Origin of the sequence: Ohessyouella blattaphilus (genome assembly GCF_024721265.1) — a bacterium.
Taxonomy (GTDB): domain Bacteria; phylum Bacillota; class Clostridia; order Lachnospirales; family Lachnospiraceae; genus Aequitasia; species Aequitasia blattaphilus_A.
This window is the reverse complement of sequence record NZ_JAMXOC010000013.1, coordinates 62,199-84,698: the sequence shown is the minus strand read 5'-3', so window position 1 is coordinate 84,698 and position 22,500 is coordinate 62,199. Positions and strand designations below refer to the sequence as shown.

Below are 22,500 nucleotides of genomic sequence, written 5' to 3'. Positions count from 1 at the left end.
CTACCGGGCGGATTGCGGACTTACACCGGTTAGAAACGTGCGCCGCCAGGCGCACAGCCAAAGAAAGCTTCCAGTCCTAAGCGGGACTAGAAGCTTTCTTTCGTTTCGCGATTAATTTGTGAATAGGGTAACCCATACCAGAAAACTTCTCTTCGTACTCTGTCATAATGTTACCGACACACATCTCTTTGTCGTTATGCAGATCATAGGTATGAGCGAGCAATGTGAATCGGTCGCTATTTTCCACTTCTTCCAGGGAAAAATCGAAGAGCTTTTCGTTATCGGTTTTGAACTCTAGCAGTCCCTCCTCTTCTAAGAACTGGTCATACCTAGCTAAGAATTCGCTTGAGGTCAAACGTCTTCTCGCGTGCTTCGCTTTGGGCCAAGGATCGGAAAAATTTAAATATATCCGGGACACTTCTCCTGGGGCAAACACCTCTGGCAATTCATTCGCATCGATACACAAGAACCGTAGATTCTCCGGTGGCGCCGCTTCGGCCTCCTGAAGGCGCTCGACGGCTCGCAGGAGTACGCTTGGATAGCGCTCAATCCCGATAAAGTTTATCTCGGGATTGGCAAGGGCTTGGGCTTCGATATACTTTCCCTTCCCCATCCCGATCTCGATATAGAGAGGTGCCTCCCTGGCAAAAACCATCTGCCATTTTCCCTTCTTTTCCTTTTCCTCTTTGATTACCAGAGAGCTCTGGGCTAATACTTTCGTCGCTCTCGGAATATTTCGTAAACGCATTACTTATCTCCTTTTTCACCTAAACTTTATACATTTATTATACATATTTAATATAAAAGGGTAATTACCTTATTCAGTGTACCAAATAATATGAAACTTTACCAAAACTTTCTATAGAAAGCCCTCTAAAACGGTGTATAATAACGATAGTAATTTATTTTTTTCGGAGTATGATATAATTTGTCGACTTAAATTAGTTAAGTTACATGTTAATAGGAAGAAAGGAAAATCGCAATGGATGAAGTAGTGAAGAAGATTATTGAAATCGAGGCAACGGGAAAGGCCATTGTTAAGAGTGCAGAGGACCAAAAGTACACGGTAGAAAAAGAGTTACAGGGGAAGCGAGATCAATTTGACAAAGAGTTAGAAGCCGAGACGAAAGCAAAGGTTGACAAGATTCGTAGCGAAACCGAAAGTACCATGAACGGCCTAATTGATGAGCAAAAAGACTCGAACCAAAGCACCATTGATACCTTGATTCAAGATTATAATGAAAACCACGCAAAGTATGCGCAGGAAATACTAAAGAAAATAACTGAGGTATAAGCATGGATAAAGTGATGTCGTACAGCGGTATCGTGGCCAAGCTTAAAGCGATGCAGGCAAAACTTCTCACCGATGAGGATTTCGAAACCATCGCCGGCATGCACACCGTACCGGAAGTAATCGAATATTTAAAAGAGACGCCTTCCTATGAACCCTACATTGGGCCTCTCGATGCTTCTTTGCATCACCGGCGGCATATTGAAAAGGTGTTAATTCAGTCCTTGTATGATGACTACACCAAGGTCTTTCGCTTTGCCGGCATAGAGCAAAAGAAATTTATGAAGTTCTATATCAAGAGATACGAAGTAGATTTGGTCAATTACTGTTTGCGGATTGTGTTTAATCACTACGACTGGCCTTTTGATCTAGACTATAAGAGGGATTTCTTCGACCGTTATTCTCAACTGAAGATTGACAAGCTAATTACCTCTAACTCTCCGGAAGAGTTGGTGGAAAATTTAAAAGATACAGAATACTACGAGCCCCTCTCCCGCATAAAGAATACGGAGAACCCTACCCTATTCGACTATGACTTAGCCCTTGACCTTTACTCCTTTTCCAGTATTTGGAAATCCCGAAAGCGCACCTTAGCAGGTAAAGAACTTGAGCTCTTTACTAAAGATGTGGGAACGGCTATTGATTTAATGAATCTGCAGTGGATCTACCGGGCGAAGAAGTATTACAATATGCTTCCCCCTGATATCTACGCCATTGTATTGCCTATTCATTACCGACTAAAGATCGAGAACTTTAAGGCTCTGGTGGAAGCACCTTCCGTAACGGAATTTCTAAACGTTCTCAGTGGTACTTACTACGCGAAGCGCTATAACTTAGACGGCACTAAGACCCTGGAACAGCTATATAAAGAGTGTATGATCAAACTGTATATGTCCGATAGACGAAACAACCCCTACTCGGTGGCAAGCATCAACACCTACTTTTTCCAAAAGGAAAATGAGATTGATAAGTTGACCGCCGCCTTAGAATGTATACGTTATGATCTATCAAAAGGTGAGACCTTAAATTACATAGGAGGTGTAATTCATTGATTGTTAAAATGAAGTTTTTAAGTATTAGCGGACCACGGACCGATATTGACAGGGTCAGCGATACGTATCTCTCCAAGTATGAGATGCAACTAGAAAATGCCGTGACGGAACTACGGACCACGGATAACTTAATGCCTTTCGTGGATGTCAACCCTTACCGTGACGCCCTCCAGAAAGCGGAAAAACTGGTGGAACACCTAAGCGTCCCTGGGACCGAGGATGAAACCATCAAGACTGAGCTTACCGTGGATGAAATGTTAGACTTGATTCGCGAAATTAATCACGACAGCTTAGAACTTCAGGAAAAGCAGGAACTTTTGAAAAAAGACCGAGATTCTCTAAAAGAGAAGCGAGACGTCCTCGAACCCTTTAAATCTTTGGACATGAATTTGCACCAAGTACTTAATCTGGAGTATTTCAAAGTCCGTTTCGGTCGTATTGCTATCGATTATTATCAGAAGCTGGAAAAGTATCTATATAACGACCTCCACGCCATCTTTTTAGAGGGTATGCGAAACGACAGCTACGTTTACGGCTGCTACTTTGTCTCTAATAGCGAGGTGGGAAAGGTTGACTCCGTCTTCAGTTCACTCCATTTTGAGAAGATTGGTTTGGATGATCACTACGACGACACTCCTACCGAATCCTACAAAAAGTTGGATGATGAGATTCAGGCCGCCGAAACAAAAATCGATGAACTGGATAATCAAATGCAAGGTCTGGTGGATAATCACCGGGAGGAACTCCTGGCCACTCAGAACCGCTTAGAAGAATTATCCAACAACTTCGATGTTCGTAAAATGGCCGCTCGGGTCAAGAATAACGAAGAAGACCACTACATTATCTGTGGCTGGATGGGCGAAAAAGATGTGGAGCACTTCCTTAAAGATATCGAAAACGATGACCGGGTCTTTGCTGTAGTTGAAGAGGACCGAGAGAAATTCTACGGAAAGCCACCAACTAAACTAAAGAACCCGAAGCTGTTTAAGCCCTTCGAGATGTTTATAAAAATGTACGGTATGCCCGATGAAAAGGAGATGGACCCCACCATTTTCGTGGCCCTTACTTACACCTTAATCTTCGGGGCCATGTTTGGTGACGTGGGTCAAGGAGCGCTACTCTTCATTATCGGCGGCATCCTCTACCTGACGAAAAAAATGAATCTGGCTGGCATCATCTCCATCGCTGGGTTGTTTTCCATGTTCTTCGGCTTTATGTTCGGTAGCGTCTTCGGTTTTGAGAATATTATTCACGCCAAGTGGATGCGCCCCGTGGAAGCCATGACCAAGCTCCCCTTTGTAGGACAGCTTAATACGATTTTTATCATCGCCATCGCCTTTGGTATGGCACTTAACCTTTTAGTGATGGTTTTCCAAATCATCAACTCCATTCGGGCCAAGGATACTGAGAATATTTGGTTCTCACCTAATGGCATCGCTGGTTTCATCTTTTACGGAATGATTATTGTCACGGTAGTACTTTTCTTTACCGGTCATAAGACCCCGGGGAATGTATTATTAGCCATTTTCCTAGGAATTCCCATTCTCGTCTTCATCTTTAAGGAGCCACTGACCAACTTAGTGGAGCGTAACCACAAAAAGATTGAAGAAGGAAAGGTGATGTTCTTCGTCCAAGCATTTTTCGAAATCTTTGAAACCATGCTCAGTTACTTTTCGAACACCCTTTCTTACGTGCGTATCGGCGCTTTTGCCGTCAGCCACGCTGCCATTATGGAAGTCGTGCTCATGCTAGCTGGCGCTGATAAAGGCCAGATTAGTTGGCCCGTTATCATCATCGGTAACCTTATCGTCATCGGAATCGAAGGCTTAATCGTCGGTATTCAGGTACTAAGACTTGAGTATTACGAAATGTTCAGCCGGTTCTACAGAGGCACCGGCCGCGAGTTCAAACCGTTTAACAAAAAAAATAAAGTAAAATAGATCACACACATTCAAGGAGGATTTGAATTATGACACTAGCAGTAAAATTATTATTAATTACCGCCATTATCTTAGGCATCATCGTTCCTTTCGGATATTTCCTATTGGGCGAAAGAAGTAAGAACCGTTACAAAAAAGCGCTTGGCGCAAATGTATTTTTCTATTTTGGCGCCTTTTTAATCGCCGGAATTATGCTTTTTAGTGGCACCCCTGCCGAAGCTGCCGAAGCAGCTAATGCCGCTGGTGCCGCTGGCATGTCTACTGGCCTTGGTTACCTCGCCGCTGCACTGGCAACCGGTCTTTCCTGTGTTGGTGGTGGTATCGCTGTTGCTTCAGCCGCTAGTGCCGCTCTTGGCGCTATTAGCGAAGATCCCAGCGCTCTTGGTAAATCACTTATCTTCGTTGGTCTTGCAGAAGGTGTATGTCTCTACGGACTTATCATCTCCTTCATGATCATCGGTAAATTGTAAGATGAAGATGTACCTGATCAGTGATAACATCGATACTCTGACAGGAATGCGTCTTGCCGGCGTCGATGGGGTGATCGTTCACGAAAAGAACGAATTAAGAACCGCCCTCGAAGACGCCATGAACGATAAAAGCATTGGTATTATTCTCCTAACGGAAAAGTTCGGGCGGGAATTCCCTGACTTGATTGACGAGATTAAACTCGCCAGGACCATGCCTTTATTGATCGAAATTCCTGATAGACACGGGACCGGCCGTAAAAAAGATTTTATCACTTCGTATGTAAACGAAGCCATCGGACTAAAACTGTAAAGAAGGTGACCATCTTTGAATATAGAAAAAAAACTAGAGTTTCTCAGGGACTCGGCCATGGAAGAAGCGCGGGCTAAGGGTAACGCCATCATTAAACAACACGAAGACGCCTTAAACCGGGTATTCGAGCAGCACCGTAGCGAAGCGATGCACCAAATGGACACCCGCATTAAAGCGGAGCGCATTTCTGCTAAGCAACAGCTAAATATGGCCTCTTCTAAAGCTGGCTTAGAGCTTAAAAAGAGTCTCGGTGAAACTCAGACGGAATTAAAGAAAAAGCTATTCGCCGAAGTACGCGAATTGCTCGATGAATACATGAAAACTCCTGAGTATGAGGAACTGCTCATCAGCTATATCCGCAGTGCCGTGCGTTTTGCTAAGGGAGACGAGATGGTAATCTACATCAACCCCTCCGATGAAGGCAAAAAAGCCTCCTTAGAAGAACGAACCGGTATGACTTTAACCATTAGTAAAGAAGATTTTATCGGCGGCGTTCGCTGTGTAATTCACAAAAGAAACATTTTAGTTGACCACGCTTTTAAAGAAGCGTTGGCGACAGAGTTCCACAATTTCACTTTAAAGGGAGGTGCGGGAATTGAATAACTCCGGAACTATTTACGGTATTAACGGTCCCGTAATCTACTTAAAAGGGGAGACCGCTCTGAAGATGTCAGAAATGGTCCACGTAGGCGACGAGAAGCTAGTGGGCGAGGTTATTTCTCTCGATAGTCAAACAACCACGATTCAGGTTTACGAGGAAACCGGCGGTCTTAGGCCGGGAGAAACCGTTGAATCCACCGGCGCTGCGGTCTCTGTTACCCTAGCCCCGGGAATCTTAAATAATATCTTCGATGGCATTGAACGACCACTCGAAATGATCGCCCAAGAAGGCGGTGCCTTTATTAGTCGCGGGGTCTCTGTAGATTCACTAGACAAGACCCGGAAGTGGGAAACCCACCTAACGGTGAAAGTAGGAGACCGCTTAACCCCCGGCACAATTATCGCTGAGGTGCCTGAAACCAGAGCTATCCTTCATAAATGTATGGTGCCACCTGATGTCTACGGACAAGTGGTAAGCGTGGTTCCTGATGGCGAATATACCATCGACGAGACCTTAGTCGTAATCGAACTGCGAGACGGTAGTAAAAAAGAATTGACTATGACCCAGCAATGGCCTATCCGAGTACCAAGACCGGTGCACCACCGCTATTCAGCCAGTGTACCGCTAGTTACGGGACAGCGGATTATCGATACTATGTTTCCCATCGCTAAAGGCGGTACTGCTGCCATTCCTGGCGGCTTCGGCACGGGAAAGACGATGACCCAACACCAGATTGCTAAGTGGTCTGATGCGGATATTATCGTCTACATCGGTTGTGGCGAGCGTGGCAACGAGATGACTCAGGTCCTAGAAGAGTTTGGCGAACTAGAAGACCCTAAGACCGGCAATCCTTTGATGGACCGGACGGTCCTCATTGCTAACACCTCTAATATGCCCGTAGCCGCTCGTGAGGCTTCTATCTATACTGGCCTTACCCTCGCTGAATATTACCGGGATATGGGCTATGACGTGGCGATTATGGCCGATTCTACCTCACGGTGGGCGGAAGCTCTTAGAGAGCTTTCCGGACGTTTGGAAGAAATGCCTGCGGAAGAAGGCTTCCCGGCCTACTTAGCTTCAAGACTTTCTGCCTTTTACGAGCGAGCCGGGATGATGCAAACCTTAAACGGAGCCACCGGTAGCGTGTCGATTATCGGTGCCGTCTCCCCTCAAGGTGGTGACTTCTCCGAACCGGTTACCCAGAACACCAAGCGCTTTGTTCGCTGCTTCTGGGGCCTAGATAAGTCCCTAGCCTATGCCAGACACTTCCCAGCCATTAACTGGCTAACTAGTTATAGCGAATACGTAGGCGACCTAAGTGGATGGTTTACCGATAATGTTTCACCTAAGTTTGTGGACTATCGAAATCGCTTAATGACTCTTCTAAACCAAGAGAGTTCGCTGATGGAAATCGTTAAGCTTATCGGCGGCGACGTCCTTCCCGATGACCAGAAGCTAACCCTTGAGATTGCGAAAGTTATTCGTCTTGGTTTTCTCCAGCAGAACGCTTTCCACAAAGACGACACTTGTGTGTCTCTCGAAAAGCAGTTCCGGATGATGGACGTGATTCTCTACTTATACAAAGTATCCAGAAAATTAATCGCTATGGGCATGCCGATGTCTGTCTTAAAGTCGGAAGGCATCTTCGAAAGGGTAATTGCTATCAAATACGATGTGCCCAATGACAACCTGCAATTACTGGATATGTACAAAAAAGACATTGATGACTTTTACAATAACGTTATCGCCAAAAACGCTTAAAGGAGGGCATAGAAATGGCAATAGAATATCTTGGTCTTAGCAGCATAAATGGCCCTCTCGTTATCCTCGAAGGGGTACAGGACGCCTTTTTTGACGAGATCGTAGAATTTGTAGTAGACGGCAATACTCGCAAGATGGGACGTATTGTCGAGCTTTATGAAGATAAAGCCGTAATTCAAGTATTTGAAGGTACGGAGAATATGTCACTAGTTAACACCCACACCAAGCTTTCCGGACACCCGATGGAAGTCGCTGTTTCTCCGGAAATGCTAGGTCGTACCTTTAACGGAATCGGCCAACCTATCGACGGGCTTGGTCCGGTGAACACCGAATATCGAAAGAACGTTAACGGACTTCCCCTTAACCCGGTAAAACGAGAATATCCAAGAAACTATATTAACACTGGTATCTCTGCAATCGACGGGCTAACGACCCTGATCCGTGGCCAGAAGCTTCCTATTTTTTCAGGAAACGGTCTGCCTCACGATCAGCTAGCGGCCCAAATCGTTAAGCAGGCTTCTCTCGGCGGTGACTCCGATGAGGATTTCGCCATCGTCTTTGGCGCTATGGGTGTCAAGCACGATGTGGCTGAATTTTTCCAAAAGACCTTTGACGAAAGCGGCGTAGCCGACCACGTATGTATGTTTCTCAACCTCGCCAACGACCCTGTAGTAGAGCGTCTAATCACGCCTCGGGTGGCTTTAACCGTGGCGGAATACTTAGCCTTTGAGCAAAACATGCACATCCTAGTTATCTTAACGGATATGACCTCATTTGCAGAAGCGCTCCGGGAAGTCTCCTCTTCTAAGGGTGAGATTCCTTCAAGAAAGGGTTATCCTGGTTATCTCTACAGCGAACTAGCAACGATTTACGAACGGGCAGGTATTATCGAAGAAGCAAATGGCTCAGTAACCCAGCTACCAATTCTGACGATGCCAAATGATGATATTACTCATCCGATTCCTGATTTAACGGGGTATATTACCGAAGGGCAAATCGTTCTCGATCGTAGCTTATACGGACAATCCATCTACCCACCAATCAGTATTCTACCGTCCCTATCGCGACTGATGAAGGACGGAATCGGTGAAGGGTATACAAGAGAAGATCACCAGGATCTTGCCAACCAGCTTTTCTCTTCTTATGCGAAGGTAGGAGAAGCGCGAAATCTAGCGTCCGTTATCGGTGAGGATGAACTGTCACCCATCGATAAAAAGTACTTAGAGTTCGGTAAAGAATTCGAAAATCGCTACATCGGCCAGGGACCGGCAGAGAACCGTACCGTAATCGAAACCCTAGACCTAGGCTGGGAGCTTCTACGACTCTTGCCAAAAGAGGAATTAGACCGCATCGATACGAAGATTATTGACAAGTATTACAAGGAGTAATGACTTATGAATCCAATTGAATTTCCAACGAAGGGTAATTTAATTATCGCAAAGAACTCTTTGGCCTTGGCTCACCAAGGTTATGATTTGATGGATAAAAAAAGAAATATTCTCTTAAAAGAGTTAATGAGTCTCATCGATGAAGCCAAGGATATTCAGGAAGAAATCGATTCGACCTTTACAAGAGCCTATGCTTGTCTACAGCGAACGAATATCGAACACGGAATTAGCAAGGTGCAAGAGATTGCCTTTACCGTACCGATTGAGGACTCCATTCAGATTCAGACCCGAAGTATTATGGGTACGGAGATACCTCACGTTAAGTACGATGCTACCGGCAATAAGCTTACCTATTCTTTCGAGAGTACTCATGAATCCATCGATATTGCCAGAGATGCGTTCCGAGCCGTTAAGGACTTAACTGTAAAGCTTTCCATGGTGGAAAACGCTGCCTATCGGCTAGCGACTAACATTAAGAAAACCCAAAAGAGAGCGAATGCCCTTAAGAATATCACCATTCCTATGTACGCAGCGTTAGTACACAACATCACCAACGCCCTAGAGGAAAAGGAACGGGAAGAATTTACCAGACTGAAAGTAATTAAAAAGATGCACACTAAAAAAGATTAGCCTTAATTGGCTAATCTTTTTTATATCCTGAATTGTTCCCCTTAAAACTCAAAAACCGCGACTCCAAAAGGTGGCAATTTATAACCTATGCTATAGGGGAGACCATCGCACTCACCTTTTTTAGCAGGGTAGACTTTCTTACGTCTAGTCCCCTCACCGCCGTACTTCTTGGCATCGCTATTAAGAACTAAGGTGTAATCCTTCCCAGAGGGTACACCTACGCGGTAATCCTCTCTCGCAATAGGCGTGAAGTTGCAGACGAACAGTAGGCTTTTCTTTCCTGACTTACTCTTTCTCATAAAGCTATAGATGCTGCGATACCCATCATCGGCATTGACCCACTCAAAGCCGGCCGGATCGTTATCTAATTCATAAAGCGCCGGATACTCCTTATAGAGATGGAGAAGCTCCTTCACCCAAGCCTGCAAAGCCTGGTGTTCTGGCTCTTGAAGCAGGAACCAGTCAAGTTCTCGTTCTTCACTCCACTCCCTAAGTTGAGCAAACTCCTGTCCCATAAATAAGAGCTTTTTCCCGCTGTGGCCAAACATAAAGGCGTAACCTACTTTTAAGTTGGCGTACTTGTCAAAGCCAAGCCCCGGCATCTTATTGATCATCGAGCCTTTCATATGCACCACTTCGTCGTGGGAAAGTACCAGGATATAGTTCTCGCTATAAGCGTAGCTCATGGCAAACGTCATCTGGTGGTGATGTTCCTTGCGGAAATACGGATCCAGTTTCATATATTCGGTAAAATCATGCATCCAGCCCATGTTCCATTTAAGAGAAAATCCCAAGCCATCGTCTTCTGCTGGCGCCGTCACCTTCGGCCAAGCCGTGGATTCTTCGGCAATCATCATAGCTCCTTGATTTCTTCCTAGGACAACGGAGTTTAGATGCTTAAAGAAGCCGACTGCCTCTAAGTTCTTATTGCCCCCGTATTTATTAGCTACCCACTGACCATCTTCCTTACCGTAATCCAAGTAAAGAATCGAAGCCACCGCATCCACTCTAAGGCCATCCACATGGAAGTTTTCAATCCAAAAGAGGGCGTTAGCGATCAGAAAATTCTGCACTTCACTTCGGCCAAAGTCAAAAATCTTCGTCCCCCAATCGGGATGCTCACCCATCTTGGGATCCGCGTATTCATACGTCGGTGTTCCGTCAAAATTAGCGAGGCCGTGGGCATCTTTAGGGAAGTGGGCCGGCACCCAGTCAAGGATAACACCAATCCCTTGCTTGTGCAGATAATTAACCATCCAGGCAAAATCCTCTGGCGTTCCGTATCTAGAGGTAGGTGCAAAGTAGCCCGTCACCTGATACCCCCAGGAACCATCAAAGGGATGCTCGGCAATGCCCATCAGTTCCACATGAGTATACCCCATCTCGGTTACGTACTGGGCAATGCTTTCGGCAAATTCCCGGTAGTTATAGAAGCCCTCGTCCTCTCTGCCAGGATGACGCCGCCAAGAGCCCAGGTGCATCTCATAGATAGACACTGGATCCTTTGTGCACTGAAAGCGCTGCCGCTTCTTTAACCAGGCGCTATCACTCCATTTGATTTTATCCAGATCAAATATACGAGATGCCGTTCCCGGTCTCAGTTCCGCGTAATTGGCGTACGGATCCGCTTTATAGAGGAGTTCACCAGTAGGTGTTTGCAAGCAAAACTTGTACAGCTGGCCTTCTTTCGCTCCCGGTACAAACACACTGTGAATCCCGGCGCCGGTGTCCGGCGTCATAACCGCCGCATGTTCATCCCAGCCGTTAAATTCTCCCACCACTGAGACCCTCTTTGCCCTGGGAGCCCAGGTAGCAAAAAAGACCCCCTCTTCGCCGTCCTTTTCTCCTAAGTGAGCGCCTAATTTCTGATAAATGTCGTAATGGGTTCCCTGACCTAATAGATAGGAATCCAGTTCACCGATTTCTTGATAGGTTTTTTTTCCGTCCATTCTCGCTCCGTCCCTTCGCTCTTAGTGTGAAAGAGGATTGCTAATTCTACTAGCAATCCTCTTTTTTTTAGTTCTATTTTATACTCTAAAATCCTCTTCTTTAAGGATTACTCGGTCAGAGGCATCGGTGCTCTTACCAAATACTCGACGAGCTAGATGCTTTACATTTGCCTTCTGTGAATGAGCAATCGCTTCGTCCATAATCTCCTTAACCTCAGCAACCGTTACGGAGTGGTCGTCTCGTTGCATGGCATCGATCCGGCTATAAAGAGCTAAGATACTCATCTCATCTAGTTTGTAGCCATTTTCCTTCGCATACGTTTGTCCAAAGGTAACTAGCTCATCATTAATGAACACCGGTAACTCCAGCTTCGAACTAAACTTCTTCTTAAAGTCTGGGTGAGCCGTGAAGATTCGCTCTAGCGGTTTACGCTGATCTTCAAGGACAAAAAGAATTTCGCCCGTTTGCTTATCCATCAGCATATTCAGCTCTTTTATCGTCCGCGAATTAAGCTTTCCAGCCTTCTCAATAATGATGGCCCCGCCTCTAAGCTTTTTAAAGATTGTCGTTAACTCTTTCTTATTTAGAGACTCACCTGTAACAATAGCGATCTTACCTTGCTTTAAGTTCCGCTGCTTCTGAATGGCTTTCACGATATCAACGGCTAGTACAGTCTTTCCTGAACCCTTGCGACCAATAACTAAGATATTACCCACTTTAGAAGTGCCTTCTTTTTGCGTACGTCTATCATTGTCTAACACTTCAACAATCTGCTCACTCATGCCGCGAACAGGTACAAAGTAAGAAAATAATTTCTTCTGTTCTTCCGTAAGACCTGCCTTAAGGCCGATTTCGCTAGTGGCGCTTAAGTCATACCGGCCAGTCACTACAAAGCCAGTATCAAATGGCACACCGCCCTTAGATTTCTTGATTCGTCTCTGGATTTCTTCCTCAGTCGGTTCGATGGTCTCTTCTAAGGCTTTATGGAGATCGAATTCCTCGTCGTCTTCTTCCTCATCCGCTTCTTCAAACTCTTCTGCCTCTAGCTCATCCTCATCGAAGTCATCCTCGTCATCTTCGGCAAATGCTTCGTCTTCATCAAACTCTTCGGTAAATTCCTCATCAAACTCGTCTTCGTCGTCAAAATCATCGTCGAAGTCATCCTCTACCTCTGCCACGTCTTCTGCCGGCTCAAGACCGAAATCGTCATCAATCTCGTCAAAGTCTTCAGCAAAGTCATCTGGGTCAATAGACACATCAAAATCGTCGTCGTCAAAATCATTGTCTTCATCAAAGTCGAAGTCTTCATCCTCGTCGGCGACTTCCTCATCCTCTTCCCCAACTACTTCAAACTCGCCGTAATCTTCGTCTTCATCAAAATCTTCATCATCGTCAAACTCATCATCAGCCGTAACCGTAAAGTCATCTTCCTCGTCAGAGACGGTAAATTCTTCTTCATCGCCCTCTTCATCAGTGGCCGCAAACTCAATATCGGCAAACTCGTCGTCTTCCTCATCGGCCATAATTGCCGCTACGGTTTCTCGCTCTTCCTGCTCCTTGGCAAGACGCTGGGCTTCTAACTGTCTTTGCTTTTCGGCCTCCGCCTCTTCTTGAAGTCTTGTTCGCTCAGCGGCTACTCTGGCTTCTGACTCTTGGCGCTCTTTCTCAATGCGCACCTCGTCTATCTCTTTCTGGGCTTGAATCTGCTTTTCAACTTCTTTTTGTTTGTTTTCCCAATCCGCTAAAAGCTCATCAATTTTCATTTTGCCTGATAGCAGCAACTCTTCATCAGTCTTCTGCTCTTCTGGTTCTTCGGGTTCTTCTTCCTTTACGGAAGCGCCACTGGCATGCATCACGCCTTTTTTAAGCGCATCCTGGAGGTTCTCACCTGTAAATACGGTTTTTGTCACCCCAGAACTAGGAGCTTGTGCTTCTTCCGCTACGTCTGCTTCCGTAAAGACAGTGGCTGCCTCTTCCGCCGTTTCCCCAGCTTCTTCGGGTTCATCCGCGACTTTTGACTCACTGCCGATACTTGGCATGACAATCGTTTCTGCTGGTACAGTAGCTTCTTTTTCCCGGGTCGGCGTCTCTTCAGTGGCGACCTTCACTCCCGGTCTTTGATTGTACTTTTCTTGCTGTAATGGCGTTAAAGGCTTATGAGTCTGCTTAAGCTCCATCGCCTTATAGACATACTTACCTTCACTAAACCACAGAATCAAATCATCGCATTCTTCTATACACTTAGAAGCCATCCCCGCCTGATCGTAGAGGGTCGCTAATTCATACGCCCACTTCTCCACGTATTCGGCCTTTTTTAAGTCCTCTAGGGTACTTATCTGGTCAGCCAAACTAGCATTTTGCGCTTTTTGAATCCGATACTTTAATACATATCGATTAGGGTCTTTCGGAGCCAGATTAACAAAAGACTCATAGCAATCCACCGCTTCGGCCAAATCGCCTACACGAATAGCGAGAACGGCCAAACGATACATAATTTTCTTGCTTCCTGGCGCTCTATCAAAAGCAATGTAGAGAACCTCACGGCTTTTTGCAAGCTCGCCAGCATTTTCATATATCTCGCTCACGTTATTTAACATGGCGACGTTCTTCACTCGTTTCCAATCAATTGTATCGGCGATTTCCGCAGCCTTAACATCCTGCTTCTTCTCCATATACTCTAGCATTTGTTCCGTTTTTACTTTGTACTCGTATTTATCCAAAGTCTTCACCTCAACATTCTTGTTTACACTGTTTTTAGTTTATCAGATTATCCCTAAGTATGCAATTGTCATTTGGTCTATCGCCGCTTGTGGCAATGTTTTTGTTTCTCCACTGCTAACCTCGATATATTGGGCATTTTCTTCATCATAGCCATAGATAATTAGCTTACTATTATCCGCGGTAATCGCCACAATCGCCCGGTCTCTGTTGATACAATAAAGAAGCTGAGAAAGCTTCGCGCCTGTATAGTTAATCGCCCCATATCCTTCTAACTCATCCAGCGCTTCTAGAGGGGATTGATCGGTACTCAGTTGGCTCCTCATTTTTTTCAAAAGCTCCGGCTCACTGGTAATCGTATAGATTAAATAACGATTTCCCCGCTCCCAGACGTACTGCAAACGGTCATTTATCACGAGACCCGAATAACCTTCCGCGGCCACAATCGCGGCACCAACTTCTTTATACTTGCCCTTAAGACGTCCATTGCCGTAGACATAATAAGAAGATTGCTCCGCTTTCTCTGACTTCTCCTTCGCAAAGCTAACCACAAAGGGTTTGCCCTGTGTTAACTGCTTTGGTGTCAAAAGCTCAGGCTCTTTCCTAGCAATCCCACCGGTATAGGTCAAGCGCCACTGTAAGCCCTTATACTTGGTGACATAGTATTCCGGGATGATTTTCGCCTCTTCTTGCTCTTCATTGTTGACGATATAATCCTCGCCAATACTTTGAAAGCTGCCATCTGTTTGGGACACGCGCTTAAGGGTAATCATGTTATTCTCGATCAAAGCTTCGGTGATATAAATATTCTCCTGGGTGTATTCTTTTATTTCCTTACCTTTGGCATCCACAATTTTAACTTGATACATCGGCTCTATTTCTTCGCCTAAGGTTGTTTTTCCTCGGTCCGCTTCTCTAGCATAGCCCACTACAAAATCATTGTTGACAAAGCCTAAAGGAATCTGGCATTCTTCACCCTCGCTTTTAAGACGCTGCTCTTCGCCACTTTCCAGATTCAGAATAATTAACTCACTTTCATCTTTCGGGTTACGATAGGCAATTCGCTTGCTAGCAGGAGCCGTCACATAACTTCCCTCTGTTAAGCCGGACACCAAGACCTTTTTGGCCTTCTCCGACTTCTCCAAATCCACTTGGTAAAGGCTCCCACCGACGATTACGTAAAAGGCATTACTCGTCTCACTATAATAGACTAGCTGATCAAGCTCTAAGGCCACGTTACCGTAGGATTGATCTGAGGTGATAAAGATCTTCTCCTCTACGGCGTTCTTAGCCACATTATAATAGTAGATAGCCGCCCCCACTTCGCCTTCGTGAGGCCCCCTATTCATATAACCGTAAACACCAAAGGTAGTGTTTCCTTTCGTATCAATATTCAGTAGCTTTATCTGGTGGTTGCCTCGGCTGCTCCGAGGATCGTAGTTCGTACTATCACTAAAGCTAAAGACCCGGGCAATCTCGTCCCGCTCCCGGCTATAGCTCCACACCGTCCCCGCCTGAACAAAAGTTGCTTCCTCCCCATCTTTCGTCGCCAGATAAGGAATATCACCTGGGGTAATTCCTAAGAGAATACCCTTGGCGTTAAGCACAGGCTCGGTAATGTCAAACACCTGGGTCATTGTTCGGTCATAATACACCAACTGACCACCCGTGTCACTATAGCGAACCTTCATAAACTCTTCTACGTTATAAAGGTCAGTTTCCGCTTCTTCACCAGCCGTAATCACTCGGTATTCTAGGCGCACACAAGTATAATTCGCCCGAATCTCTGTTACTACGCAGTTTACCTTGCCCTCTACTTGAGGCGCTAGGTCACCCCAGCTCACATTTTCATAGCTATTAGCTGCGGTTACGTGAGCAAAAGAGCTGTTATCTACCCGGTAGTCCGGGCTAATGGTCGCCGTTACAATCTCCGAGTTCTCTCCGGTAATGGCAGCTTCATGAAAGCTCTGGGCATAAGCGATGCACTCTTCGGCTCGGTTACTCTCACCGTCTACAAGCCTTGTGTAAAAGTTGATTGGCTCATCTGCCTGAGTGAAGAGCTGAATTTTCATAATTCGCTCCTCCTCTAACAGCCCTTCACTGGAGAGATCAAGACTTTCCTCTTCGCCAGGATTTTTGATTTCCGCGCTTTCAAGCTCTTCCTCGCCATTTCTGGTATAGATACTGTATTTCAATTTTGTTAAGGTATTTTCATAAGGCAGTAACTTCACCCGCAATTTGCCTGCATAGACAGGTGTCATCACATCTCGCATCGCCTGCAGATCCATCGCTTTTGTATAGCCACTGATTTGGTTTACCTGATACTCTTTCGTCGCAAAGGCAATCTGAGGAAGACTAGGCTCACTCATATCCGAGACCTGTTTATCGCTTCCACGATTGATAATGGCTGAGAAGACAATGACTGCAAGGATAAAGGTTGCCATGATGATGCCGCCATTTATTAGTTTCTTCTTTACATTTTTCATATAAGATTTCCTATCGTACTGTCGGTATTAAGAAATTGTTCCAACTCTTTAAGGGGCGCTCGTGATTTTTTCTTACCGTTTCGGATGGCACGAATCAGAATATTTTTCGGAGTGTGCTCGAGATCGATAAATTCTAAGAGTTGGCACTTATACCCCACACTTTCCAAGTATTCAGCTCGTAACCCGTCGGTTACGAGTGCCGCTAGACGCTCCTTTAGTAATCCGTATTTGAGAATTGGCGCCAGCGTCTCGTTCTTAATCTGCTCATTTAACTCGTGTTGACAACAAGGCACCGAGAGAATCACCCTTGCCTGCCAGTTGACCGCTTTTTCTAACGCATAATCCGTGGCTTTGTCGCAAGCGTGAAGAGAGACTACCAAATCTACGCTTTCCGCTTCCTGATAGTCTTTGATATCGCCGATGCTAAAAGAAAGTTGATCGTATCCGTACTTCTTCGCCAGCTCATTACAGTGCTTTATTACGTCTTGCTTTAAATCAAGCCCCGTCATCTCCACTTCATAACCATTCATGATTTTTAAGAAATAGTACATTGCAAACGTTAAATACGATTTGCCACAACCAAAGTCGATAATCCGGATCGGCTGATTATCTTTTCTCACAAGCTCTGGCAAAATATCTTCAATAAACTCTAAAAAGCGATTAATCTGTCGATACTTATGAAAGTGACTCTTTACCACCTGGCCCTCTTTCGTCATAACCCCTAGGTCCACAAGAAAGGGTACCGGCACGCCTTCCGGTAATAGGTAACGCTTTTGCCGATTATGGCTAGTGATGGCCGGCGCGCTTTCCTGAGCTTTTCGCTTAATTGTGACTTTACCCTTCTTGCTGATTAGGACGCTGATAAATGCGGTCGTAGTGGTAATTTGGACTTGCCGAAAGACCTCACTCTTTAAAGTGAGGTTCTCGATTGCTTCTGTGCGTTCCAGATTCTCATGAAAAACCTGATTTCCGCGGAAGCTCTCAATCTGAAATAAAAGTGCTTCCCGGATGATTAGGGGACGCACCTTTATTTTTTTTATCTCTTCCTCGCTCCGACGAGGATTGCTAAATATCATTTCTACTAGGTTCTCATCTAGTGTTTCTGTAAGTAACTGGATTTGCTCATTCATAGGGTATATTGTACCACTTTTTCCCCTCGTTGACATCTTAAAATAAGCTTATGCAAATTTTTCCAAACTTTCTCCCATTACCTCTGCTTGAACTGGTTTTGAAAAATAGACCCCTTTCATCAAGGAGCGCTCTGTTTTAATAATATCAACCGGTGGATCAATCGGTACTTCCTGGTTTTCACTAATTCCCAAACGAAGCTTCCGAGATGGAAAATTATAGCGGTTTAACACCCTTCCAATTTTAATGGATAAGTCACGCTCCTGTAGCTGAATTGGCGAGATATTTATATTTAAGATAAACCGTCTTTTTTTGTCTAAGCCCCATTCCTGTACCTGACGGATTGCCTCGTGAAGCACCCATTCCGTTAAAAGACTAATCAGTCCTAGACTTTCCGCCTCTTGAACAAACATCGCCGAAGGCACAGGGCCGTAGCCCGGTCGCTCCCAGTGGCAAAGAGCTTCTATGCCAATCCAGCGTTCAGAAGCAGCCTCCACAATTGGTTGATAGATTAAGGAAAAGCCTTCCATATCATTTAAAATACAGCGGCGCAGATCAGCCTCAAATTTAAGGCGCTCGCTTAATTTCGTATCGATTTCTTCATCAAATAAAATCAAGTAGTTCTCATGGCGAGCGTAACTCATCACTTTTTCCACCGATGTCTGTACAGCTTCATAGCTCGTGGCAGGATATCCTACGCCTAAAACGCCCATATGAATTCCAACATATAATTCCTTCCTTACTCCCGAGGCAAGTTCTATCTCCCAAGGCCTTTCAAAGCGGTTATAAATCCGCATCGCCGCTCGCATCACTTCTCCCCGTTCGCAGTTCTCAAAAAGAATGACAAAATCACTACTTTCCACACGATAAATTTGCTTTCCTGTATCCTTATTAGCGTTCACCCAGGCAAGAATCTGTTTAAGTAACCGATCCCCTAATTTTCTATCATAGAGATTATTTATTTTACGCAAATCTTGAATATTAAAACAAAGATAGAAGTTTCCCACCCCTGTCAGCTCCCGCGAATCCTCATAAAGCTTAACCCCGTTTGGAAGATCAAGACGCTTATCGTGATATGCCAAGTAGTGGATTCGTTCCTCGGCAATTTTTGCCGCCGTTACATCCTCACAGGTCGTCAATACCACCGTCCGCTCATCAAACCAAGAAAACCCTCGGCTCGTGCAAGAGTACCAAACACTCTCATAGGGTAAACAGACTTCCCACGTATAAGATTTCTTCTGGTTTTTTTCCGCTTTCATTTGCTTTTTGATTTTTTGCGGAAAATGTTCCATTATCTTTCTTTTACAGGCTTCATTAGCTAGCAGGAACTCTCCTGTCTCTAAATCCATCAAACACGTTGGCTGCTCCTTCAGATTAATAAACTCCGCAAATATTTCCGTACTCTCTCTCATTAAAATCCCCCCTTACTTTCGCTCCCCAGCAAAAAATATAGCCACTTATCTAAAATAACCTTACCACATTCTCATTACCCAGCGACTGTATGCTCTCAATAATCGTTGTTTTTTTGGTATTTTCTTATTTTTTTCGCTGATCTATTCTTGACCGGTTCGGTCAACAGATCTATACTATGCTTATAAACCGATTCGGTCGAAAGGAGGCTTTCATGTATCAATATTTCTACGCCTTACCAGAAGAAAAACAGCAGCGAATCCGCAATGCTGCTTTTAGAGAGTTCGGCAAAAACGGCTATAAAAAGACTTCCACCGAGCAGATCGCCATCGCTGCTGGAATATCGAAAGCCATGGTTTTTCATTATTTTAGGAGCAAAATTGGACTTTTTGAATATCTCTTTGAAAGTGGTACTACTCTCATCAAAAATACTTACGGTAATGTTCACGAACAATTAGAAGGCAAAGACTTTATCAAACAATATCAACTGCTCTCGGAGATTAAGCTAAAGGCGATGAAAGAGCTACCTGAGCTCTTCGAATTCTTCGCCATGTTTTATCTACGCGAAGAGAATCGCCAAGTCTCTGCCAAATGCGTCGCCCTCTACGAAGAGCTAATCCAGTTTCAGCAAAGCGTCTACTCCCTTGTATATAAAAAGAATTCCCATACCCCTTTTCGAAAAGATTTGCCAGAGGACCAGCTCAAGAATTACATCTCTTGGCTCTTTGAAGGCTACACGTCTTCACTCATTGCCAAAATAAAAGAGACGCCTTTTGGTGAGACTGATTTTGCCCCTTACTGGAAGGAATACTTTACTATGCTCACGGATTTAGAAACTCTATTTTACGAACCTAAGGAGGATGTATAATGAACATGATTGAAATGCAAGATATCACTAAGAAATTCGGGTCTTTCACCGCCCTTGATGGCGTAAATCTAAGCGTAGGCGAAGGAGAAATCCACGGCTTTATCGGACCCAATGGCGCTGGTAAGACGACCACTATTCGGGTGCTGATGGGAATACTTAAAGCCACCTCTGGTACAGCCACCATCTTTGGGAAAGATGTCTGGAAGGACAGCGTGGAGATCCACAAGCGCATCGCCTACGTCCCTGGTGATGTAAACCTTTGGTCAAATCTAACCGGCGGTGAAGTCATCGATTTATTCCTGCGTCTCCGAGGAGATAAAAACGCCAAATATCCCAAAGACTTAATTGAACAATTTGACTTTGATCCCCGCAAGAAATGCCGGACTTACTCCAAAGGAAATCGGCAAAAGGTGGCTTTAGTGGCTGCTTTTGCTAGCGATGCCGATCTATATATCTTCGACGAGCCCACTAGCGGCTTAGACCCATTAATGGAAAGCGTCTTCAAGGAACATGTTCAAAAAGTTACGAGAGAAGGAAAAAGTATCCTCCTCTCTAGTCACATTCTTTCGGAAGTAGAAGAGTTGTGTAACCAAGTTAGCATTATTCGTCAAGGGAAGATTATCGAAACCGGTACCCTAACCGAGTTACGTCATTTAACGAGGACCTCAATCACCGTCACTACCAAAGAGCCTCTCCTAGGATTAGCCCAGCTCCCTTACGTCTTTGATATCAGCACCAAAGGCGACGGTACCAACTTTAGCGTCGACACCGAACACCTAGGTGAAGCCATTGCCTACTTAAACGGCAAGGACATTCTGGATCTAAAATGCCTGCCCCCATCTTTAGAAGAACTCTTTATGAGTCACTACGCCGAAGGAGGTCATTAAGATGAACAATCGCTTCTTTGCTAGCATCCGCCCACTGGTGTCTTTGATTTTGCGCCGGGATCGGCTGCGAATCCTTATTTGGACCGTGTCTATTGGTGGTTTTCTCGGGGCTTTAATCCCCTTACTAAAAGAGTACTTTACTTCTGGCGCCGATAACGCCGTCTCCGCCCAGATGCTGGAAAATCCTGCCATGGTCGCTATCGTTGGACCGGTCTACGGAGCTAGCAATTATCACACCGGGGCCGCCTACGGCAATATGATGCTACTTTTTATGGCTGTTACCGTCGCCATTATGGATATCTTTATGGTCGCTAGACACACCAGGCAAGACGAAGAGCGGGGACGCTTAGAGATGATCCGGTCACTACCTGTTGGCAGACTCGCTGGTCTCGGGGCAACTTTCATCGCTACCTTGCTCACTAATCTCCTGGTCTTTTTAGCGGGTACCGGCTTTATGTATTTCTTTATGGAAGACGGCATGACCCTTACCGGTTGCCTCCTTTTTAATGCTGGGCTTCTGGTAAGCGGACTGTTTTTTGCTGCTACCACAGCGGTATTGGCACAAGTTTTCACGAATAATCGCTCCGTTATCAGCTGGTCGTTCGCCCTCCTCCTGTTCCTTTACTGCCTCCGTGGTGTGGGAGATGTCAGTAACGAAACCCTTTCCCTCATTTCTCCTTTAGGCTTGGTCTTAAGGACCAAGGTTTTCGTCGACAACGATTGGTGGCCAATTGTCATTCTCTTTTTAATCACTTGCACCGTGGCTGCTCTGGCTTTTATACTGGCCCGCATTCGCGACCTTGGCAGCGGACTTTTACCGGAGCGAAAAGGGCATGCCCACGCTTCCGCCTTATTATGCGGTCCTGGCGGCCTAGCAATGCGCCTTCTGCGAACACCTTTTATCATCTGGACCCTAGTAATGGTTATCCTCGCCGCCATGTACGCTTCCGTCTTCGGCGACCTGGAAAGCTTTATGGATAGCAACGAAATGCTAAAATTGGTTTTTGGACAAAATCCCGATCACTCTCCCACCGAGCAATTCGTGGGCCTAATTATCGTCATTATGTCCATGATTGGTACCATTCCCGTACTTAGCTTCACCTTCAGGCCAGCCGCCGAAGAGGTCAGAGGACGAGCCGAAAATATCTTATCAAAAGCCATCTCCCGGACGAAGTACCTAACTACTTACTTAGTGCCAGGGCTTCTGATAAGTCTGCTGACTCAAGTCCTGATGGCTCTGACTTTTTGGGGTATCGGAAGCGCCGTTATGGATACACCTCCCAGCTTAGAGACCTTTCTCATCGGGTTCCTTTCCTTTTTACCAGCTATGTGGGTTTTTCAAGGGGTCGGTACCTTACTAGTAGGGGTGCTGCCAAAACGCACGAGCCTGGCTTACCTCTACCTAGGCTTTTCTTTTATCGTCGTGTATATGGGTGCCTTGATGAATCTGCCTGAGTGGGTGAAGAAATTCACGCCCTTTGGACTCACTCCTCAGTATCCTGTGGACGACTGGAACTTTCCTTTGCTCCTCGCCCTTACCGGTGTTGCCATTTTGCTAACAATTATCGGTTATTTAGGGTATAATAGGAGGAATATAGGAGGGTAAAAAT

18 protein-coding genes are annotated in these 22,500 nt (G+C 45.3%); 12 read left to right on the top strand and 6 right to left on the bottom strand.

All coding sequences use genetic code 11. The features are described 5' to 3' along the window. Nucleotides 1–76: 76 nt before the first annotated feature. Entirely contained in the window at nt 77–748 is a 672-nt protein-coding gene (gene trmB / locus NHH16_RS09525; RefSeq protein ID WP_262069365.1) for a tRNA (guanosine(46)-N7)-methyltransferase TrmB, read from the bottom strand. A gap of 234 nt (nt 749–982) precedes the next feature. Here trmB and NHH16_RS09520 point away from each other — a divergent pair, with 234 nt between their 5' ends. From NHH16_RS09520 to NHH16_RS09480, 9 genes are read left to right on the top strand one after another with little or no spacing between them, the layout of a single operon-like run. Then, nucleotides 983–1,294: a hypothetical protein gene (locus NHH16_RS09520; RefSeq protein ID WP_262069364.1), complete on the top strand. Its 312-nt coding sequence runs from the start codon at nt 983–985 to the stop codon at nt 1,292–1,294. 2 nt (nt 1,295–1,296) lie between these two features. Further along, on the top strand, nt 1,297–2,343 hold the full coding sequence (locus NHH16_RS09515) for a V0D/AC39 family V-type ATPase subunit (RefSeq protein ID WP_262069363.1): 1,047 nt from the start codon (nt 1,297–1,299) through the stop codon (nt 2,341–2,343). Then, nucleotides 2,340–4,283 (top strand): V-type ATP synthase subunit I, encoded by a 1,944-nt coding sequence (locus NHH16_RS09510; RefSeq protein ID WP_262069362.1) that lies wholly within the window; start codon nt 2,340–2,342, stop codon nt 4,281–4,283. The genes NHH16_RS09515 and NHH16_RS09510 overlap by 4 nt, the downstream gene beginning before the upstream one ends. 29 nt (nt 4,284–4,312) lie before the next feature. Continuing rightward, a complete protein-coding gene (locus NHH16_RS09505) occupies nt 4,313–4,753 on the top strand; it encodes an ATP synthase subunit C (RefSeq protein WP_262069361.1) in 441 nt (146 codons plus the stop codon). A 1-nt stretch (nt 4,754) separates the two neighbouring features. Then, nucleotides 4,755–5,063, top strand: a complete 309-nt coding sequence (locus NHH16_RS09500) for a V-type ATP synthase subunit F (RefSeq protein WP_262069360.1) — start codon at nt 4,755–4,757, stop codon at nt 5,061–5,063. A gap of 15 nt (nt 5,064–5,078) precedes the next feature. Continuing rightward, a complete protein-coding gene (locus NHH16_RS09495) occupies nt 5,079–5,666 on the top strand; it encodes a V-type ATP synthase subunit E (protein WP_262069359.1) in 588 nt (195 codons plus the stop codon). Next, nucleotides 5,659–7,425, top strand: a complete 1,767-nt coding sequence (locus NHH16_RS09490; protein WP_262069358.1) for a V-type ATP synthase subunit A — start codon at nt 5,659–5,661, stop codon at nt 7,423–7,425. The genes NHH16_RS09495 and NHH16_RS09490 overlap by 8 nt, the downstream gene beginning before the upstream one ends. 14 nt (nt 7,426–7,439) lie before the next feature. Continuing rightward, on the top strand, nt 7,440–8,813 hold the full coding sequence (locus NHH16_RS09485) for a V-type ATP synthase subunit B (protein ID WP_262069357.1): 1,374 nt from the start codon (nt 7,440–7,442) through the stop codon (nt 8,811–8,813). Nucleotides 8,814–8,819: 6 nt separating this feature from the next. Continuing rightward, nucleotides 8,820–9,443: a V-type ATP synthase subunit D gene (locus tag NHH16_RS09480; protein WP_262069356.1), complete on the top strand. Its 624-nt coding sequence runs from the start codon at nt 8,820–8,822 to the stop codon at nt 9,441–9,443. 41 nt (nt 9,444–9,484) lie between these two features. Here the strand turns inward: NHH16_RS09480 and glgB are convergent, their stop codons facing one another. The 5 genes from glgB to NHH16_RS09455 all read right to left on the bottom strand — a co-directional run bounded on the left by glgB (nt 9,485) and on the right by NHH16_RS09455 (nt 19,137). Beyond that, nucleotides 9,485–11,392, bottom strand: coding sequence for a 1,4-alpha-glucan branching protein GlgB (gene glgB / locus NHH16_RS09475; RefSeq protein WP_262069355.1), 1,908 nt, complete (start codon nt 11,390–11,392; stop codon nt 9,485–9,487). A 78-nt stretch (nt 11,393–11,470) separates the two neighbouring features. Next, on the bottom strand, nt 11,471–14,113 hold the full coding sequence (locus tag NHH16_RS09470; RefSeq protein WP_330643510.1) for a hypothetical protein: 2,643 nt from the start codon (nt 14,111–14,113) through the stop codon (nt 11,471–11,473). Between the two features lie 42 nt (nt 14,114–14,155). Continuing rightward, nucleotides 14,156–16,597, bottom strand: coding sequence for a hypothetical protein (locus tag NHH16_RS09465; RefSeq protein WP_262069354.1), 2,442 nt, complete (start codon nt 16,595–16,597; stop codon nt 14,156–14,158). Next, nucleotides 16,594–17,727 carry a class I SAM-dependent methyltransferase gene (locus tag NHH16_RS09460; RefSeq protein ID WP_262069353.1) on the bottom strand — a complete coding sequence of 378 codons (1,134 nt, stop codon included), beginning with the start codon at nt 17,725–17,727 and terminating at the stop codon, nt 16,594–16,596. The genes NHH16_RS09465 and NHH16_RS09460 overlap by 4 nt, the downstream gene beginning before the upstream one ends. Before the next feature lie 48 nt (nt 17,728–17,775). Continuing rightward, nucleotides 17,776–19,137 carry an EAL domain-containing protein gene (locus NHH16_RS09455; RefSeq protein WP_262069352.1) on the bottom strand — a complete coding sequence of 454 codons (1,362 nt, stop codon included), beginning with the start codon at nt 19,135–19,137 and terminating at the stop codon, nt 17,776–17,778. 212 nt (nt 19,138–19,349) lie between these two features. Here NHH16_RS09455 and NHH16_RS09450 point away from each other — a divergent pair, with 212 nt between their 5' ends. The 3 genes from NHH16_RS09450 to NHH16_RS09440 are packed head-to-tail and all read left to right on the top strand — an operon-like array spanning nt 19,350 to nt 22,496. Continuing rightward, nucleotides 19,350–20,003, top strand: coding sequence for a TetR/AcrR family transcriptional regulator (locus NHH16_RS09450; protein ID WP_262069351.1), 654 nt, complete (start codon nt 19,350–19,352; stop codon nt 20,001–20,003). Further along, nucleotides 20,003–20,890 (top strand): ABC transporter ATP-binding protein, encoded by an 888-nt coding sequence (locus tag NHH16_RS09445; protein ID WP_262069350.1) that lies wholly within the window; start codon nt 20,003–20,005, stop codon nt 20,888–20,890. The genes NHH16_RS09450 and NHH16_RS09445 overlap by 1 nt, the downstream gene beginning before the upstream one ends. A 1-nt stretch (nt 20,891) precedes the next feature. Continuing rightward, the gene (locus NHH16_RS09440) at nt 20,892–22,496 is read left to right on the top strand and encodes an ABC transporter permease (RefSeq protein ID WP_262069349.1); all 1,605 of its coding nucleotides are present in this window, start codon (nt 20,892–20,894) and stop codon (nt 22,494–22,496) included. Nucleotides 22,497–22,500: the final 4 nt, after the last annotated feature.

Coding starts and splice junctions, on each gene's coding strand:
- NHH16_RS09445 (WP_262069350.1), top strand. CDS start 20,003: ATGAACATGATTGAAATGCAAGATATCACTAAGAAATTCGGGTCTTTC.
- NHH16_RS09455 (WP_262069352.1), bottom strand. CDS start 19,137: ATGAGAGAGAGTACGGAAATATTTGCGGAGTTTATTAATCTGAAGGAG.
- glgB (WP_262069355.1), bottom strand. CDS start 11,392: ATGGACGGAAAAAAAACCTATCAAGAAATCGGTGAACTGGATTCCTAT.
- NHH16_RS09440 (WP_262069349.1), top strand. CDS start 20,892: ATGAACAATCGCTTCTTTGCTAGCATCCGCCCACTGGTGTCTTTGATT.
- NHH16_RS09520 (WP_262069364.1), top strand. CDS start 983: ATGGATGAAGTAGTGAAGAAGATTATTGAAATCGAGGCAACGGGAAAG.
- NHH16_RS09505 (WP_262069361.1), top strand. CDS start 4,313: ATGACACTAGCAGTAAAATTATTATTAATTACCGCCATTATCTTAGGC.
- NHH16_RS09465 (WP_262069354.1), bottom strand. CDS start 16,597: ATGAAAAATGTAAAGAAGAAACTAATAAATGGCGGCATCATCATGGCA.
- NHH16_RS09480 (WP_262069356.1), top strand. CDS start 8,820: ATGAATCCAATTGAATTTCCAACGAAGGGTAATTTAATTATCGCAAAG.
- NHH16_RS09460 (WP_262069353.1), bottom strand. CDS start 17,727: ATGAATGAGCAAATCCAGTTACTTACAGAAACACTAGATGAGAACCTA.
- NHH16_RS09485 (WP_262069357.1), top strand. CDS start 7,440: ATGGCAATAGAATATCTTGGTCTTAGCAGCATAAATGGCCCTCTCGTT.
- NHH16_RS09450 (WP_262069351.1), top strand. CDS start 19,350: ATGTATCAATATTTCTACGCCTTACCAGAAGAAAAACAGCAGCGAATC.
- NHH16_RS09515 (WP_262069363.1), top strand. CDS start 1,297: ATGGATAAAGTGATGTCGTACAGCGGTATCGTGGCCAAGCTTAAAGCG.
- trmB (WP_262069365.1), bottom strand. CDS start 748: ATGCGTTTACGAAATATTCCGAGAGCGACGAAAGTATTAGCCCAGAGC.
- NHH16_RS09500 (WP_262069360.1), top strand. CDS start 4,755: ATGAAGATGTACCTGATCAGTGATAACATCGATACTCTGACAGGAATG.